Annotated in this window: 14 protein-coding genes; 9 read left to right on the top strand and 5 right to left on the bottom strand. The window is 67.4% G+C overall.

From position 1 onward, the window contains the following. Positions 1–243: 243 nt before the first annotated feature. The 5 genes from ASE39_RS09740 (at position 244) to ASE39_RS09720 (ending at position 4,960) form a co-directional block, all read left to right on the top strand. Complete coding sequence (locus ASE39_RS09740; protein WP_057228602.1) at positions 244–1,368, top strand: ABC transporter permease; 1,125 nt, start codon at positions 244–246, stop codon at positions 1,366–1,368. Then, positions 1,365–2,240 (top strand): ATP-binding cassette domain-containing protein, encoded by an 876-nt coding sequence (locus ASE39_RS09735; protein WP_057271014.1) that lies wholly within the window; start codon positions 1,365–1,367, stop codon positions 2,238–2,240. Before ASE39_RS09740 ends, ASE39_RS09735 begins: the two co-directional genes overlap by 4 nt. Further along, positions 2,240–3,205 (top strand): MlaD family protein, encoded by a 966-nt coding sequence (locus ASE39_RS09730; RefSeq protein WP_010467087.1) that lies wholly within the window; start codon positions 2,240–2,242, stop codon positions 3,203–3,205. Before ASE39_RS09735 ends, ASE39_RS09730 begins: the two co-directional genes overlap by 1 nt. A 9-nt stretch (positions 3,206–3,214) precedes the next feature. Then, the gene (locus tag ASE39_RS09725) at positions 3,215–3,922 is read left to right on the top strand and encodes an ABC-type transport auxiliary lipoprotein family protein (protein WP_029414394.1); all 708 of its coding nucleotides are present in this window, start codon (positions 3,215–3,217) and stop codon (positions 3,920–3,922) included. Positions 3,923–4,177: 255 nt separating this feature from the next. Next, positions 4,178–4,960: a hypothetical protein gene (locus tag ASE39_RS09720; protein WP_057271013.1), complete on the top strand. Its 783-nt coding sequence runs from the start codon at positions 4,178–4,180 to the stop codon at positions 4,958–4,960. 67 nt (positions 4,961–5,027) lie between these two features. On the opposite strand, the gene ASE39_RS09715 is transcribed toward ASE39_RS09720, so the two are convergent. From ASE39_RS09715 to ASE39_RS09705, 3 genes are all read right to left on the bottom strand, one after another. Further along, entirely contained in the window at positions 5,028–6,431 is a 1,404-nt protein-coding gene (locus ASE39_RS09715) for an NAD(P)/FAD-dependent oxidoreductase (RefSeq protein WP_057271012.1), read from the bottom strand. Between the two features lie 118 nt (positions 6,432–6,549). Next, positions 6,550–7,995, bottom strand: coding sequence for a DUF1501 domain-containing protein (locus ASE39_RS09710; protein WP_010467095.1), 1,446 nt, complete (start codon positions 7,993–7,995; stop codon positions 6,550–6,552). A gap of 11 nt (positions 7,996–8,006) precedes the next feature. Further along, entirely contained in the window at positions 8,007–10,031 is a 2,025-nt protein-coding gene (locus ASE39_RS09705; RefSeq protein WP_057271011.1) for a DUF1800 domain-containing protein, read from the bottom strand. Between the two features lie 423 nt (positions 10,032–10,454). Here ASE39_RS09705 and ASE39_RS09700 point away from each other — a divergent pair, with 423 nt between their 5' ends. From ASE39_RS09700 to ASE39_RS09685, 4 genes are all read left to right on the top strand, one after another. After that, a complete protein-coding gene (locus ASE39_RS09700; protein WP_010467098.1) occupies positions 10,455–10,673 on the top strand; it encodes a CsbD family protein in 219 nt (72 codons plus the stop codon). A gap of 123 nt (positions 10,674–10,796) precedes the next feature. Beyond that, entirely contained in the window at positions 10,797–11,378 is a 582-nt protein-coding gene (locus tag ASE39_RS09695) for a hypothetical protein (RefSeq protein ID WP_010467099.1), read from the top strand. A 198-nt stretch (positions 11,379–11,576) separates the two neighbouring features. Continuing rightward, positions 11,577–12,092 (top strand): hemerythrin domain-containing protein, encoded by a 516-nt coding sequence (locus ASE39_RS09690; RefSeq protein ID WP_057271010.1) that lies wholly within the window; start codon positions 11,577–11,579, stop codon positions 12,090–12,092. A gap of 170 nt (positions 12,093–12,262) precedes the next feature. After that, on the top strand, positions 12,263–13,309 hold the full coding sequence (locus ASE39_RS09685; RefSeq protein ID WP_057271009.1) for a diguanylate cyclase: 1,047 nt from the start codon (positions 12,263–12,265) through the stop codon (positions 13,307–13,309). Between the two features lie 101 nt (positions 13,310–13,410). On the opposite strand, the gene ASE39_RS09680 is transcribed toward ASE39_RS09685, so the two are convergent. Continuing rightward, a complete protein-coding gene (locus tag ASE39_RS09680; protein ID WP_081474711.1) occupies positions 13,411–13,731 on the bottom strand; it encodes a hypothetical protein in 321 nt (106 codons plus the stop codon). After that, positions 13,728–15,176: a cell envelope integrity protein CreD gene (gene creD / locus ASE39_RS09675; protein WP_057271008.1), complete on the bottom strand. Its 1,449-nt coding sequence runs from the start codon at positions 15,174–15,176 to the stop codon at positions 13,728–13,730. The genes ASE39_RS09680 and creD overlap by 4 nt, the downstream gene beginning before the upstream one ends. Between the last annotated feature and the right edge of the window lie 161 nt (positions 15,177–15,337).

Below are 15,337 nucleotides of genomic sequence, written 5' to 3'. Positions count from 1 at the left end.
GGGCCATTGTGCGGACGGCGCCGGGTGTGTCGAGAGGGTCAGTGCCTATTGCTATTAAATGTATAGCTATCAGCGCTTATTGATAAAGCGCTGGCGGCCTGTTTGATATTAATTTCACGCATTCTTGGCCCACCTGTGCTTGGCGCACGGCCTGTGCGGGCATAAATCCTACGCGCCGCCTGCCGCTGGCTCCGCTACCATGCACCCTCCCTTTCATTCTTGGCGGCCCGCGCTGCCCAGTTCATGACCGACCCCGCTCCTCGCATTGTTAGCGCCGATACGCCCCAGGGGCCTTGTGCGCAGCTGCATGGGCGCTGGGGCGCGGCCGAGCTGGGAACCGGGGCGCAGTGGGAGGCCGTGTCGGGCCAACTGCGCAGCCACCCGGCCGCACCCACGCTGGGCTGGGACCTGACGCAGCTGCAGTGGCTGGACCACGTGGGCGCCCAGTTGCTGTGGAACCACTGGCAGCATGCCTGGCCCGAGCGCCTGGCCTGCACCGACGCACAGCGCGACATGCTTGCGCGCGTGGCGCAGTTCACCTGCACCGCGCCGCCGACCGAGCCCTGGCGGCTGGGCGAGCAGGTGGACCACCTCGGGGTGCTGGTGCTGCACGGCGTGGACCATGCCCGCCACATGCTCGAAATGGTCGGCCGGCTGGTACTGGACCTGGGTCGCCTGGCGCGTGCCCCGCGCCGGGGTCCGTGGCGCGACGTCTCTGGCCACCTGTACCGCATGGGGGCCACGGCCCTGCCCATCACGGCGCTGGTAGGCTTTCTCATCGGCGTGGTGCTGGCCTACCTGATGAGCCTGCAGCTGCGGCAGTTTGGTGCTGAGTCGTTCATCGTCAACATCCTGGGCATCTCGCTCATCCGCGAGCTGGGGCCGATGCTGGCCGCCATCCTGGTGGCAGGGCGCTCGGGCTCGTCGATCACCGCGCAGATCGGCGTGATGCGCGTGACCGAAGAGCTCGATGCCATGCGCGTGATGGGCATTCCCCACGGCTTTCGGCTGGTGATGCCCCGCACCATTGCGCTGGCGCTGGCGATGCCGCTCATCAGCGTGTGGACCACGCTGGCCGCGCTGGCGGGCGGCATGCTGGCGGCCGACGTGGCCATGGACATCTCGCCGGGCTACTTCGTGCAGGCCCTGCCCGCCGCCGTCAAGATCGGCAACCTGGGCCTGGCCATGGCCAAGTCGGTGGTGTTTGGAGCGTTCATCGCGCTCATCGGCTGCCACTGGGGCCTGCGCGTGAAGCCCAACACCCAGAGCCTGGGCGAAGGCACCACGGCCTCGGTGGTCACGTCGATCACCATGGTCATCATCGTGGACGCTTTGTTTGCGGTGGCTTTCAAAAACATCGGCATATGACTGAGCGCATCGCCAAGCCCGAACACATCGCCGTCGCGCCCGGCGAGCCGCCCATCGTGGACGTGCAAGGCCTGTGGACGGTGTTCGGCAAGGGCGACGAAGCCTTCACCGTGCACCAGGACCTGAACTTCACCGTGCAGCGTGGCGAGATGCTGTCGCTGGTGGGGGGCTCGGGCACGGGCAAGACGGTGCTGCTGCGCCAGATCCTGGGCCTGGCCCGGCCGGCGCGGGGCCAGGTCACGGTGCTGGGGCGCCCGGCGTCTGAAATGGGGCGCGAGGGCGCGGCCAGCCGCGTGGGCATGCTGTTCCAGCACGGCGCGCTGTTCTCGGCTTTCAACGTGCTCGACAACGTGGCGTTTGCGCTGCGCGAGCAGGGCACCCTGCCCGACGACCTGGTGCGCGATGCCGCGCTGGTCAAGCTGCAGATGGTGGGCCTTCAGCCCGAGCACGCCACGCGCATGCCGGCAGACCTGTCGGGCGGCATGGTCAAGCGCGTGGCATTGGCGCGCGCGCTCATCATGGACCCGCCGCTGCTGCTGCTCGACGAACCCACGGCCGGGCTCGACCCGAGCAGCTCCGACGACTTCTGTGCCTTGCTGCGCGAGCTGCGGGCCGCACTGGGGCTCACGGTGGTCATGGTCACGCACGACCTGGATACGCTGTTTGCGCTGAGCACCCGCGTGGCCGTGCTGGCCGATAAAAAGGTCATCGTCACCGGACCGCCGCACGAGGTGGCGCATTTCCAGCACCCGTTCATCGAACACTTCTTCCTGGGTGAACGTGGCCAGCGCGCCATGGCCCCGGTGCAATCCGTGGAGCACGCCGTGGCACAGACCGCCGTCGCGCCCACGCCCGACAAGGAACCCACCTGATGGAAAACAAATCCCACGCCCTCGCCGCAGGCATCTTTGTGCTGGTGGTGGCCGCCATGCTGGCGGGCCTGGCCATCTGGCTCACGCGCGACAGCGCCAACTACGAGCAGTACGAGCTGTCCACCAAGGACGGCGTGAGCGGGCTGCAGCCCCAGGCCGCCGTGCGCTACAAGGGCGTGGCCGTGGGCAAGGTCACGCGCATCGGCTTCGACCCGCAGGTGACGGGCAACGTGCTCATCCGCATTGCGGTCAACGAGCAGGCGCCCATCAGCCCCACCACCTTCGCCGTGCTGGGCTACCAGGGCGTGACGGGCCTGGCCCACGTCCTGCTGGACGACGCCGACAAGCCCTACCCCGAGCTGCCTCCGGGCCCCAGCGGCCTGCCGCGCCTGCCCATCAAGCCGTCGCCGTTTGGCAAGCTCGCCGAGCAGGCACCCGCCATCCTCGCCCAGGTGGACGAAGCCACGCGCCGCATCAACCAGCTGCTGGGCGACACCAACCAGCAGAAGCTGACGGAGGCTCTGGGCAACATTGCCCAGGCGGCAGGCAGCGTGAACACATTGACCCAGCGGCTCGATGCCACCGTGGCCCAGCGCCTGGACCCGGCCCTGGCCGCGCTGCCCCCGCTGGCCAGCGATGCCCGCAAGACCCTGCAGTCGCTGCAGCAGGCCGGCGCCAGCGTGTCGGTGCTGGCGGCCGACGTCAGCAAGACCACGCAGCGCCTGGGGGCGGAGGGTGGCCCCATCGACCAGATCACCATCGGCACGCAGTCCCTCGCCCGCGCGGCCGACCAGTTCAGCACCACCACGCTGCCGCGCCTGAACCGTGCCGCCGACGACACCTCGCGCGCGGCGCGCCAGCTCAGCCGCACAGCGGGCGGCGTCACTGACAACCCGCAGCTGTTCATCTATGGGTCTGGCCGCATCCCGCCCGGCCCGGGTGAACAGGGCTTTGCCGCACCGTGAGGAGCGTTTATGACCAATACTATTAAAAACATAGCTGCTAACGCATATCAGTCAAGCGCTAGAGGTCTGTTTGCCTCTATTTTTTCTGTGGTGGTGCTCGGCATCGCAGGCTGCTCGGCGCTGCCCAGCCCGCCATCGCGCCCCGCACTGTATGACTTTGGCCCCGGCGCACTTGCCCCGGTGCCCACCGACCGCCGCGCGCCCCTGCCACCCCTGGCGCTGGCCGATGTGGAGGCCCCCGGCCTGCCCGAAGGGAGCAATGCCGTGCTCTACCGCCTGGCCTATTCCGACACCCAGCAGCTGCGCCCGTACAGCCAGGCCCGCTGGAGCCAGCCGCCTGCGCAGTTGCTGCAGCAGCGCCTGCGTGAACACCTGGGCCAGCGGCGTGCGGTGCTCAAGGCCGACGATGCTGCGGCCCAGGCACGCGATACGGCCCAGGGCAACCGGCTGCCTTCGGTGTTGCGCGTGGAGCTGGAAGAGTTCAGCCACATCTTCGTCCAGCCGACCGAGAGTGCGGGCGTGGTGCGCCTGCGCGCCACGGTGGTGGACCTGACGCTGTCTGGTGAAGTGCTGCGCGGCCAGCGCGTGTTCATCGCGCGCACCCCCGCGCGCAGTGCCGACGCTGCGGGCGGCGTGGCCGCACTGGCCGAGGCATCCACCCAGGTGGCGCAGGAACTGGCCGCGTGGGTGGAACAGGTGGGCGACGTCCGCCAATGACGCGGCGGAGCAGCCCGCCGGGCTGAGCCGCAAGACGCTGCACAGACTTGCCCCAAGGAGCGCGGCGGGGCGCAGGCCATGGAGCGGGTGTTTCCTTGGGGGGAGTCCCCCCAATCGCTGGACCGAAGTCCAGCGCATCGCGCATGTCTGGGTGGTGTGCTGGCGTGGGCACGGGCACATTTCCAACGGCCGCCGCAGTGCGTACCATGTCGCTTCCCGCATCCAAAAATCACACAACACATCGAGAGGGACGCCATGTTCATCGTCTGGGGGAAGAAGCTCGTCTATCGAAAACTCGGCCATGTGGCCGATTTTTGTCCCATCTGCCGCAAGCCGCGCCCGTTCGTGCTGCGGCGCCTGGGGTCTGCGGGGCACGTGTACTACATCACGGTGAGCCAGGGAGAGCTGGTGGGCTACGAGCGCACCTGCGTGCGGTGCGACACCTCGTTCAGCGCCGAGCCCACCCATTACGCTGCAGTGGCACCCAAGCCCGCGCCTTTGCCCGAGTTGGCCCGGCAGACCTTTCCGGACCTGGAGCAGGCCTGGAAGGAGCGGCTGGACCTGGAGCGGCAGTTGCGCGCAGACCCGCGCGCCCTGCACGCCGATGACCGCAAGGCGCTAATCCGCAGCCCATTTCTGCTGCTGTCGCCCAAGGTCGAAAAGCGTTTTGCATCCACCCATTTCGACAAGGAGGTCGGCATCTCCGCCCTCGTCGCGCTGGGCCTGATGATTGCAGGGCCCGCCATCGTGCACAAGCTGTCTCCCGACTCGTCCGACCTGGCGGTGCTGGTGTTCATGGCCCTGGGCGTGCTGCTCGTGATCGTGCAGATGGTGCTGGCGGGCGGGCGGTTCATGCGGCGCGAGGTAGTGCCGGTGCTCGCCCAGTGCCTGCGGCCCCTGCAGCCCACACCCGGCGAGTTGCAGACCGTGATGGCAGAGCTCAAGACCTTGCGGCACAAGATGGCCAGCAAGCTCAAGCTGGCGGAACTGATCGCGCACATCCGGGGCCCGCAGGGCGCCGCCGGGGCGCGCGGCTGAATCAGGTCCTTGGAACGTCGGTACGCAGGCGGGGCGGGACGGCGCACTCCCGCTGTGGTGCTGCGGCCTACGGCTGGGGTTTTTGGGGGGGCTTCGACACAGGCGCAGCGGCCACCGAAGGCTGCCCCTCGATTCCCGTCACCACCCGCGCATAGCGCGCAAAGCTCCAGTACGCCCAGGCCCAGTCCAGCAGCACCACCAGGCGGTTGCGAAAGCCGATCAGGAAGTAGACGTGCGCGAAGAGCCAGAACAGCCACGCAAAGTAGCCTGAGAACCGCACCGGCCCGGCGGGCGAGGTGAGGTCCACCACGGCGGAGTTGCGGCCGATGGTGGCCAGGTTGCCGTAGTCGCTGTAGCGGAACGGCTGCGCGGGCTGGCCGCTGAGCCGGCGCAGGATGTTGGCGGCGGCGGCCCGGCCCATCTGCTTGGCGCCGGGGGATACACCGGGGACAGGCGTCGGCTCCTGGCCGGGCGCGTGGCTCTTGGCCGCAGCCAGGTCGCCGATCACGCTGATCTCGGGGTGGCCGGGCAGCGTGAGGTCGGGCGCCACGACCACGCGGCCAGCGCGGTCGGTGGTGCACCCGGTGGCCTCGGCCAGCTGGCGGCCCAGCGCAGAAGCGGCCACGCCCGCAGCCCAGACAATGCACTTGCTCTTGATTTGATAGCTATTTGCGCCTGATGAATCAGCGCTGGATGGCGATTCGACCATCAGTCCCTCGGCGTCAATGGCGGTAACGCGGGCGTTGAGGCGCACTTCCACCCCCAGCTTTTCCAGCTGCTCCCTGGCGCGCTGGCTCAGCGTCTCCGGCATGGACTGGAGCACGCGGGCGCCGCCTTCGAGCAGGATGATTTTTGCGCTGGCCGGGTCGATGTGCCGGAACTCGCCCGGCAGCGTGTGGCGTGCGATCTCGGCCAGGGTGCCCGCCATCTCCACGCCCGTGGGGCCGGCGCCGACGACCACAAAGTTGAGCCAGTCGGCGCGGCGCACAGGGTCCGTCTCTTTTTCGGCGGCCTCGAAGGCCAGCAGGATGCGGCGGCGGATCTCGAAGGCATCGTCCAGCGTCTTGAGCCCGGGCGCGTGGGTGGCCCAGGCGTCCCGGCCGAAGTAGCTGTGCGTGGCACCGGCCGCGACGATGAGGTGGTCGTAGGGCTGGGGTGCGGAGGGATGGGGTCCGCCCTTCAGGTGTACGGTGCGTGCCGCCACATCGATGTGCGTGACCTCGCCCAGCAAGGTCGTGACGTTGGGCTGCTGGCGAAACAGGTGGCGGATGGGCGCCGCGATGGCCGGGGCCGACAGCCCGGCGGTGGCGACCTGGTAGAGCAGGGGCTGAAAGAGGTGGTGGTTGGTCTTGTCGATGAGCGTCACGTCCAGTGCGGCACCACGCAGCGCACGGGCGGCTTCAAGGCCGCCGAAGCCGCAGCCGATGATGACAACACGGGGACGGGGCGAGGGAGCGGAGGAAGTGGTCATGCCCCCATTATTGGGGCTCGCAGCTTCCGGGCGGCCAGTGAAACTGGCGCCGCCTTGGGCAAGGGCAGCAAGCCAAGGCCCGCCCCGAGCGGCACAGCCGCTCGGGGGATGTTTCACATCAAGCCATAAAGCCCAGGTTGGTCGGGTAGTCGGCCCCGCCGAAGTGGCTCAGGTTGGGCAGCACACCCGGCAGTTCGCTGTTGCTCACGCCGAACCAGCTGGCCAGCGTGGCCGCGTATTGGTCCACCGAGGTGCTGGGCAGCAGGCGACCCTGGCCCACATGCCATTGGTCGTTGGCATCGGCGGTGTTGGTGATGCTGACCGGTGGCGCCTTGCCGTAGAAGGCCTTGCCCTTGACCGCACCACCCACCATGAGATGGTGGCTGCCCCAGCCGTGGTCCGAGCCGTCGCCGTTGGAGCTGAGCGTGCGGCCGAAGTCCGAGGCCGTGAACGCCGTCACCTTGTCGGCCACGCCCAGTTCGACAGTGGCGTTGTAGAACGCGGTCATGGCTTCGCTCACGCGCTGCATGAGCGTGGGCTGCTGCGAGATCAGGTTGTCGTGCAGGTCGAAGCCGCCGAGCGACACCATGAAGACCTGCCGTTTGCTGCCCAATGTGGTGCGCGCGCCGATGAGGCGGGCGACCATCTTGAGCTGGTCGGCGAGCGAATTGCTGGAGGGGAAGGCCGTGGCCAGGTTGACCCCGGCCAGCCCCGAGGTGATGGAGGCTTCTGCGCCCACGGCCCGCGCGGTGACGCGGTTGTATTCGTTTTCCAGCGTCTGGCCGCTGTTTTGCTGGATCAACGAGCTGAGTGCCGCGCGCACGGCCGTGGAGCCGTAGACGTTGTTCTTGACGCCGTTGATCGCGATCGCGCCGTTGGTGCTGACCTGGTACTGCAGCGCGGAGTCACCCGAGAGGAACACCGCATTGCCCGTGACGGAGATGCAGGTGAACAGCGAACTGCCGTTGGAGGACAGCGCCAGGTCGCCGATGTTGCCGCCCCAGCCCACGGTGGAGCCTTCGGGCGAAGACGACTGCCAGACCGACTGCTGGTCGTTGTGCGAGAACAGCTTGGGGGGCAGCGGGTACAGCGTGCGGTTGCTGCTGCTGTACTGCGCACGGGTGAGTGGCACCACCAGGGGACCCACGTTCAGCTGCACGGCGGCCTTGCCGGTGTTGAACAGGTTCGTCAGCCCGGTCATCGCGGGGTGCAGTGCGTACTGGCGCCCCCCGGCCAGCGGCGTGGTGGGGGTGAGCAGCGTGGGCGTGAGCGCGGACTTGGCCAGGGCGATGCCACCGGCCGTCTGGCCGGCCCCGCCGCCACGGATGGCGTTGTACTTGTTGTAGCTGTCGTCGTCGTAGGTGATGACAGTGTTGCCGTAGTCATTGCCGCCGTACAGGAAGACGCAGACCAGCGCCTTGTAATCCGTGGCCGTGAAGGCTGCGGCCTCGCCAACGGCCGCGAGATTGAGCGCAAAGGGCAGGGCCGTGCCCGCCATGCCCAGCTGGGCCGAGCGGCGCAGGAAAGCGCGGCGGGAGTGGAGTTCGGGTTGGAGGAGATGCATGGCGGCGCGCCTTATTTCTGGATCAGGTATTCGGCCGAGGCCATGACGAGGAAAATCGCGGCCGCCACGCGGTCGCGCTTGGCGTTGTCCGCGCTCGCGGCCGTGACGGCCGTGGTCTTGAGGGCATCCGCGATGAGCTTGATGGTGGCCGCAGACAGTTGGCCGCCTGTCATGAGCAGGTTGACCCGGTCGACCAGCGCGTCGGCATCGGCCACGATGGCCAGTTCGTTGGTGTAGGCCGCCTTGATGTCGACGCCGTTGTTGCTGGTGCTGCCGTTGTTGGGCAGGTCTGGCGCGTTCACGAAGATGCCGTTGCGGATCACGCCCTGCATGTAGTTGAGGTAGCCGCCCACGCTGCTTTCGTTGACGAGCTGGAACTCCGGCGCCACGGCGCCCGCCGTGGCCAGAGCGGTCGAGGGCGGCACATAGCCCGGCCGGAAGAAGTTGAACACCGACGGCGAGCGCAGCGGGCTCTGCGCCAGGCGCGAACCCGCCGAGCTGAGGTCGCCGATCTTCCAGCTGCCATATTGCGAAGCGATGCCGAACGTGCGGCCCCACTGCACGAAGCGCAACATGGGTTCGCGCAGTCGGCCGAACATGGAGTCCGTGAGCCCGGCGGGCCCGCGGGCCTCGTTGTCCAGCAAAACCGCCTTGACCACGGCGCGCATGTCACCGCGCACGCCGACACCGTTGTTGTTGAAGGCGGCGGCCACGCGGCTCACGTAGCCCGGCGATGGGTTGCTGGTGACCAGGCGCTGAATCAGCTGCTTGCCGATGAACGGCCCCACGTTGGGGTGGTTGAAGATGGTGTCCAGCGCGGTCTTGAGCGCCGCCGCGCCGGGGGTGCCGGCGGCAACGGTGGTGCCCAGGAAGGTGGCGGCCAGCGTGGAGTGCCGCGACTCGGTGAGTGCCATGGGCAGCCGCGTGAAATGGGTGCTGGGCACGGTGCGCGTGGTACCCGGCACGGTGGTCTGCACGTTTTGCGACTGGTCGTAGTCGTAGCCCGTGAACACGCGTGCCAGGTTGGTGATGTCGCTTTGGGTATAGCTGTCGACCACTTGGCCCGAGCCATCGCGCTTGGCCGTGCCGTCCTGGTTGAGGTCCACGAGCCCGATGGACATCAGCTGGAGGATCTCGCGCGCATAGTTCTCGTCGGGCTGGCGGCCCGTGGAGGGGTTTTCCTTCTGGTTGCCGCGCGTGTTGAGGTAGTAGCCCATCGCGGGGTTGAGGGTCACGTCCTCCAGCAGCTGGCGGAAGTTGCCGAAGGCATTGGCCACGAGCTGGTCCCAATAGTGGGCGATGGCGTGGCTGCGCCAGCTGAAGTCCAGGCCCGAGAGCGATACCACGCAGATTTCGGACAGCGCGAGGGCCACGCGTTTGCGCAGCCCGTCGGTGGACGTCATGAGCTGCTGCCAGATCATGCAGTCGCCCGGGTAGGTGTTGTCGTAGTACGACGTAGTGTTGTCCACCGTGTTGTAGCCGCGCTGGTTCAGCCAGTCCCACCCCTTGGTGCCAACGGGCAGGCTGAACTGGTTGTTGATCCAGCCGTCGTAGGTGCCGGCGCGCAGGGTGGCAATCTCGCCCGTCGAGGCCGAGAACTGCGCTTGCAGCAGGAAGCGGGCCGCCTCCGAATCGGTGCCGGCCTTTGTGTACGTGTAGGAGCCCGCACCCGGGGCCGGTGGAGGCGGCGGGGGCGGTGGAGTCGATGGCCCCGGCGCGGGCGTGGGCCCGGGCGCCGGTGCAGGCCCGGGGGAAGGGGGAGTCGTGGGGCTGGGTGTGGGGGCCGGGCCGGGGGTAGGGGCCGGGCCTGGCGTGGGGGTCGGTGTGGTCCCTGGAGCGGGCGTGGCGGGCGGGCTCACGGTGTCATCGGCTGCGTCGCCGCCACCGCAGGCTGCCAGCGCCACGCTGGCCATCAGGGCGGCGAGCGTGGCTTCCTTGGGCAACGGGGCCGGGCGTGGAGCCGCCTGCGCGGTGTCGATTCCCTCTGCAACTTCGGCAGGCGCCGCTGCGCGAGGTTCCTCTTTCATCAGTGTCATGGTGGGTCTGCTAGTTGTTGGTAGCGGGAGCAACACCACACGCAGAGCTATCAGGCGCCCTGCATGCATGGACGGTGCGCTTCGGTAGCTCTGCCATGGATGCCAAGGCCTGGTCCAAGTGTATGGATTTGCAACTGAGAGCCTGTTGGGCTAAATCGTTATGAATGACTACAACAGTCACCAAATGCAACGGTTTACGCAAAGAGGCTGGTTTCGACTAGGGCGTATTCCCGCCGGATCTTGCTGCGCACCCTGCGGCGGCTTGTCCGGCAGCGGTGTAGTCCAGAGGCCGACGTTCGCTGCCACCGGGAGCCTACGCGCGGCGCACTGCAGTGTTTCTACAGTGGGCTCATCGCTGTCCGGCACCGTTTACCGCCATATCGGTGGCATGGCCGCAGCGAGCCACTCTCAAGGATGAAGACCATGAATGAAGACACCGTCAAGGGCAACTGGAAGCAGTTCAAGGGCAAGATGATTGAACAGTGGGGCAAGCTCACGAACGATGACTTTGACGTCATCGACGGCAAGCGCGAGCAGTTCCTGGGCAAGCTGCAAGAGCGCCAGGGCATTGCCCGCGACGCCGCCGAAAAGCAGCTCAAGGAGTGGCAGGACCGCCACCCTGACTTTCGCTTCAACGACTGACCGGGGTCTGGTGCCGGGGCCAGCCCCCTGCGCCTGAGCCGCACGGGCAACCAGCAGGCGGCAGGCGCACCTTCGCACCGGCCTGCTCCCTATCCCCTACCTATCCAATTCGAGGAGAAACCCATGAAATTCGCACGAACTCTGATCGCTTCCGTGGCTGCTGGCCTGCTGGCAACCTCTGCCTTCGCCATGACAGCCCCTGAACACAAGGCCGCCAAGGACCAGATCTCGGCCGCCTACAAGGCCGACAAGCAAAAGTGTGATGCCCTGTCGGCCAACGCCAAGGACATCTGTGTGAAGGAAGCCAAGGGCAAGGAAGACGTGGCCAAGGCCGAACTCGAAGCCCAGTACAAGCCCAGCGCCAAAGCCACCCAGAAGGTCGCTGAAGCCCGTGCTGATGCAGCCTACTCCGTCGCCAAGGAAAAATGCGATGACCTGAAGGGCAATGAAAAGGATGTCTGTGAAAAGGACGCCAAGGCTGCCCATGTGAAGGCCAAGGAAGATGCCAAGGTCGCCGCGGTGCAGGCCAAGCCCGCGGACAACGCTGCCGAAAAGGGCGCTGCCGTGGCGGAGGCCCGCAAGGATGCCAACGCAGAAAAGAACGACGCCAACTACAAGGCCGCCAAGGAGCGCTGCGATGCGCTGTCGGGTGATGCCAAGTCCAAGTGTGTGGACGACATGAAGCGCATGTACGGCAAGAGCTGATCCCCTGTGGACCGCACAGTGGCCGGTACTCCCAGCCGCTGGCAGTCTTAAAAATGCCCCGCCCCGTGCGGGGCATTTTTTGTTGTGGGGGCCGAATGGTGCCGCGCGGTTGGCGCCGAACTGACCTGCATCAACACGCCCTGTTGGCTGGCGGCCTAAGCTCGCGCCCTGTTTTTGTCTCGCTGCAAAGGGATTCGCATGGCACAACTCGAATGGTCGGACGCGCTGGCCCTGGACCTGCCCCTGATGGACGACACCCACCGCGAATTCGTGGATCTGCTGGCCGCCGTGCGCCGGGCTGAGGATGGGCAGTTGCTCTCCGCTTGGCACGCTCTGGTGGAGCACACCGACCACCATTTTGCGCAAGAGGATGCCTGGATGGCGTCCACCCGCTTTGCCTCGGGCAACTGCCACAGCATGCAGCACAGGGTGGTGCTGCAGGTCATGCGCGAAGGGGTGGTGCGGGCCGAGCAGGGCGACCTCCAGGTTCTGCGGGTGATGGCCAGCGAGCTGGCGCTGTGGTTTCCGCAGCACGCCCAGAGCATGGACGCGGCGCTGGCCCTTCACCTGCGCCGCGTGGGGTTTGACCCGGTCTCGGGCGTGGTGCATGCGCCGCACGCGCTGCCGGGCGAACTGATCCAGGGTTGTGGTGGATCGACCTGCTCCGATACCTCGGCCGGTGTTGCCGCCGCCGAACCCGCAGCAATGGCCTGAGCTCGTGAACACGTTTTGAGAGCCGGGCGCACAGCGCCGCTGCCTGCCGGTCCGCCCACGCGGCCAGCCATGGCGCGGCGCAAGCGTGCTTTCACCCGTGCGTGGGCTGCGCCGGTGTGGCATGCTGCCAAGTCTCTAGGCAAAGGTGGGCGGCATGACCGCTTTGCTCCATGGCCGAAATCTCTTCCACGGTGGCGCTGTACGACGGCGCCGCAAGCCTGCAGGCCCTGCAGCGCTACGGCATTCTCGACACGCCGATGGAGCCTGCCTACGATGAGTTGGCCGAGATTGCGGCCCATGTGTGCGAAGCCCCGGTGGCCCTGATCAGCCTGCTGGACAGCCACCGCCAGTGGTTCAAGGCATCGGTGGGGCTCCCGCTGCGGGAAACCCCGCTGGACCAGTCCGTGTGTCGCTACGCAGTGCGGCAGCCCGGTGTGTTCATCGTGCCCGACCTCGCGCAGGATGCGCGTTTTGCCCACTTCAGCATCGTGACCCAGGAAAACCCCTTGCGGTTCTATGCCGGGGCGCCCTTGGTCACGCCCGATGGTTATGCCCTGGGCACGCTCTGCGTGCTGGACCACCGGCCGCGCCAGCTGTCCCAGAAAGCGCAGGACATGTTGTCCGCGCTGGCGCGCCAGGTGATCCGCCTGCTGGAGCTCAAGCGCGCCAACGACCGCCAGGGCCAGATGCTGGTGGAGCTGGAAGAAGCGCGCCGCCAGATGGCCGTGCTGGCCCATACCGACGTGCTCACCACCCTGGCCAACCGCCGCTCGTTCACCGCGCGCCTTGTGCAGGAGCAGGCCCTTTTGCAGCGCGACGGCGAACCCGCCTGCCTGCTGATGATGGACATCGACCACTTCAAGCGTGTCAACGACGTGCACGGCCACCATGTGGGTGACCAGGCCTTGCAGCTTGTGGCCACGCTCTGCCGCGACGTGTTCCGCGCGGCCGATGTGGTGAGCCGATGGGGTGGCGAGGAGTTTCTGGCCCTGTTGCCCGCCACCCGGGTCGACCAGGCCCAGGCGGTGGCGCAGCGCGTGCATGCCGCGCTGGCTGCCCACCCGGTGCCTGGCGTGGAGCCACCGCTGATGCTGACGGTGAGCATGGGGCTGTCCAACTTTGATCCCCTGCGCCCGCTCGACATCACCCTGTGCGCGCTGGATTCGGCGCTCTATGCCGCCAAGCGCGAAGGCCGCAACCGAACGGTGGTGGTGTAGGGCCCTGCGCAGCGATTTGCTTCCATTTTGATAGCTAATAGCGCTTTTCTCTAAAGCGCTGGAGCCAATTTTCATCAAAATTCCAGCACTGCCTCAGTGTCTCAGTGCCCCGGGCTGCGGGGCAGCAGCAGGGCCGCCATGCGCCAGGACAGATCCCGCAGGGCCCGGCGCATGGCGGGTGAATCCTGCACACCCACAGGGCTGGGATCGCTGCGCGGGCAAAACGCGGCCTCCAGCACCTGCTGCTTGGCGCTGACCAGCGCCACCCGGTCTTGTGCCCGCAGGGCGGCCATCAGCTGGTCGCGGTGGCGCTGCACGCGCTCGGCCTCTGCCAGTGTCAAGGTAGGTGGGTGCGCTCCGGCGCCTGCCGCCGGGCCGGCCAGGTGCTGCGCCCAAGACCGGGGCGTGGTGTGTGTTGTCATACGGCGCTCGCTGGGGGCGTGGTGGGGCGCGCAACGGGTGGGGCCGTGGGGCGGCGTGGCGGGGTGGTGCCCTGCGACAACCCGTACCAGTTCACCTTGCGGGTCGCCACCATCACGGCCGCCAGCACCAGGAACAGCGCAATCGCACCCACCGCCAGGGCCGTCTGCTCCAGCTGCAGCAGCACGTACAGCAGCCCATACAGCACCGCGATGCCCCCGCCCAGCGGAATGCCCCGCGCCAGGCTGCCCAGCATGTGGCTCGCGTAGTAGGCGAGCAGCAGCACGCAGGCGCTGGCGGCGACGGCGTACGAGATGCCAAACGGCAGGTGCTCAGACAGGCTCACCAGCAGCAGGAAGAAGCTGCACAACGCACTGCCCACCAGCAGGTACTGCACCGGGTGCACGCGCAGCTTCTTCATCAGCTCGAACAGGCCCACGGCCACGAAGGTCAGGGCAATGAACAGCACGCCGTACTTGGTGGCGCGGTCAGACAGCGAATAGGGGTTCACAGGGTCGATGAAGGCCACGCTGAAGCTGTCGGCGCAGTCGCCGGGGGTGGCTTCGCCGGGCACGTAGTCGCTGCGGTTGCCGTCGTCCGAACCCCCCAGGCAGATGCGCTTGCCGTTGGCGATATCGGCCTGCGCCGTGGTGGCCAGCGACGACAAGCGCCACTGGGCCGAAAAACCGGTCTTCTTGACCTCGCGCTCCGCTGGCAGAAAGCGGCCCCCAAACGAAGGGTGGGGCCAGCCACTGGTCATCTGCACTTCGGTGTTGCCGCCCAGCGGCACGAAGGCCAGGCGCTCGGTGCCCACCAGTTCCAGGTCCAGCGTGGCGGTCAGCCCGTCGGCCTTGCCGCGCACCGCTTCAGGCAACACGGCGTGCAGGCCCCGGCTGTAAGTGGGGTGGAAGGTGCCGGGCTTGAGGGCCAGGGCATGCGAGTCCATGGTGAACTGCGCGGTGCGGATGCCGCGCGCATCCCCCACGGCCATCATGACGATGGGGGCGCCGCAATGCATGCGCGAGTTTTTCATGCTGCTCTGCGGTACCAGGCTTGCCAGTGACCCCCATTGCGCCGTCACGTGGGCCTTGAGGTTGAAGGTGTTCACCTTGTGCAGCCCGCGCGAACGCTCCTCCATCGCGGCGCCGGTGGTGAGCTTGAGCTGCTCGGGCATGGCGGTCAGCAGGAACTCGCGGCGCTGCTCCACCATGCGGCGCTCGTCGCCCTTGCCGGTCTCTACCTCCCAGCTCTCCACACAGGCGCTGTGGATCATCGGGCCCATCAGCGTCTGCGGCCCGGCCAGGCTTTCGGCCACGCTCTGCGCGGTGATGCTGCGGTAGCGCAGCCGGTCGCGCACCACGTCTTCGATCATGCCGAGGCCAAAGAGCAGCAGCACGGTGATGGCGGCCAGCGCGGCCAGTTTGGTGAACAGGGGGTGTTTGAACAAGAGATCCTCCACAAATGATGTTGTGGGGGCAGTGTTGTGGCCCGGTGTGAGGGCGCTATGAAGTTTGTGAGGCCAGTGTGAAGTCGGGGCTGCCCGTATCGCCATGACCTGCCAGGTCATCGACGGCCGCGCCCCTTGCGCCTACAAACGGCGCATTGCAA

Source organism: Acidovorax sp. Root267 (assembly GCF_001429215.1).
Lineage (GTDB): Bacteria > Pseudomonadota > Gammaproteobacteria > Burkholderiales > Burkholderiaceae_C > Acidovorax > Acidovorax radicis.
Note: the sequence above shows the minus strand (reverse complement) of the source record. Positions and strands in the feature narration are given on the sequence as shown.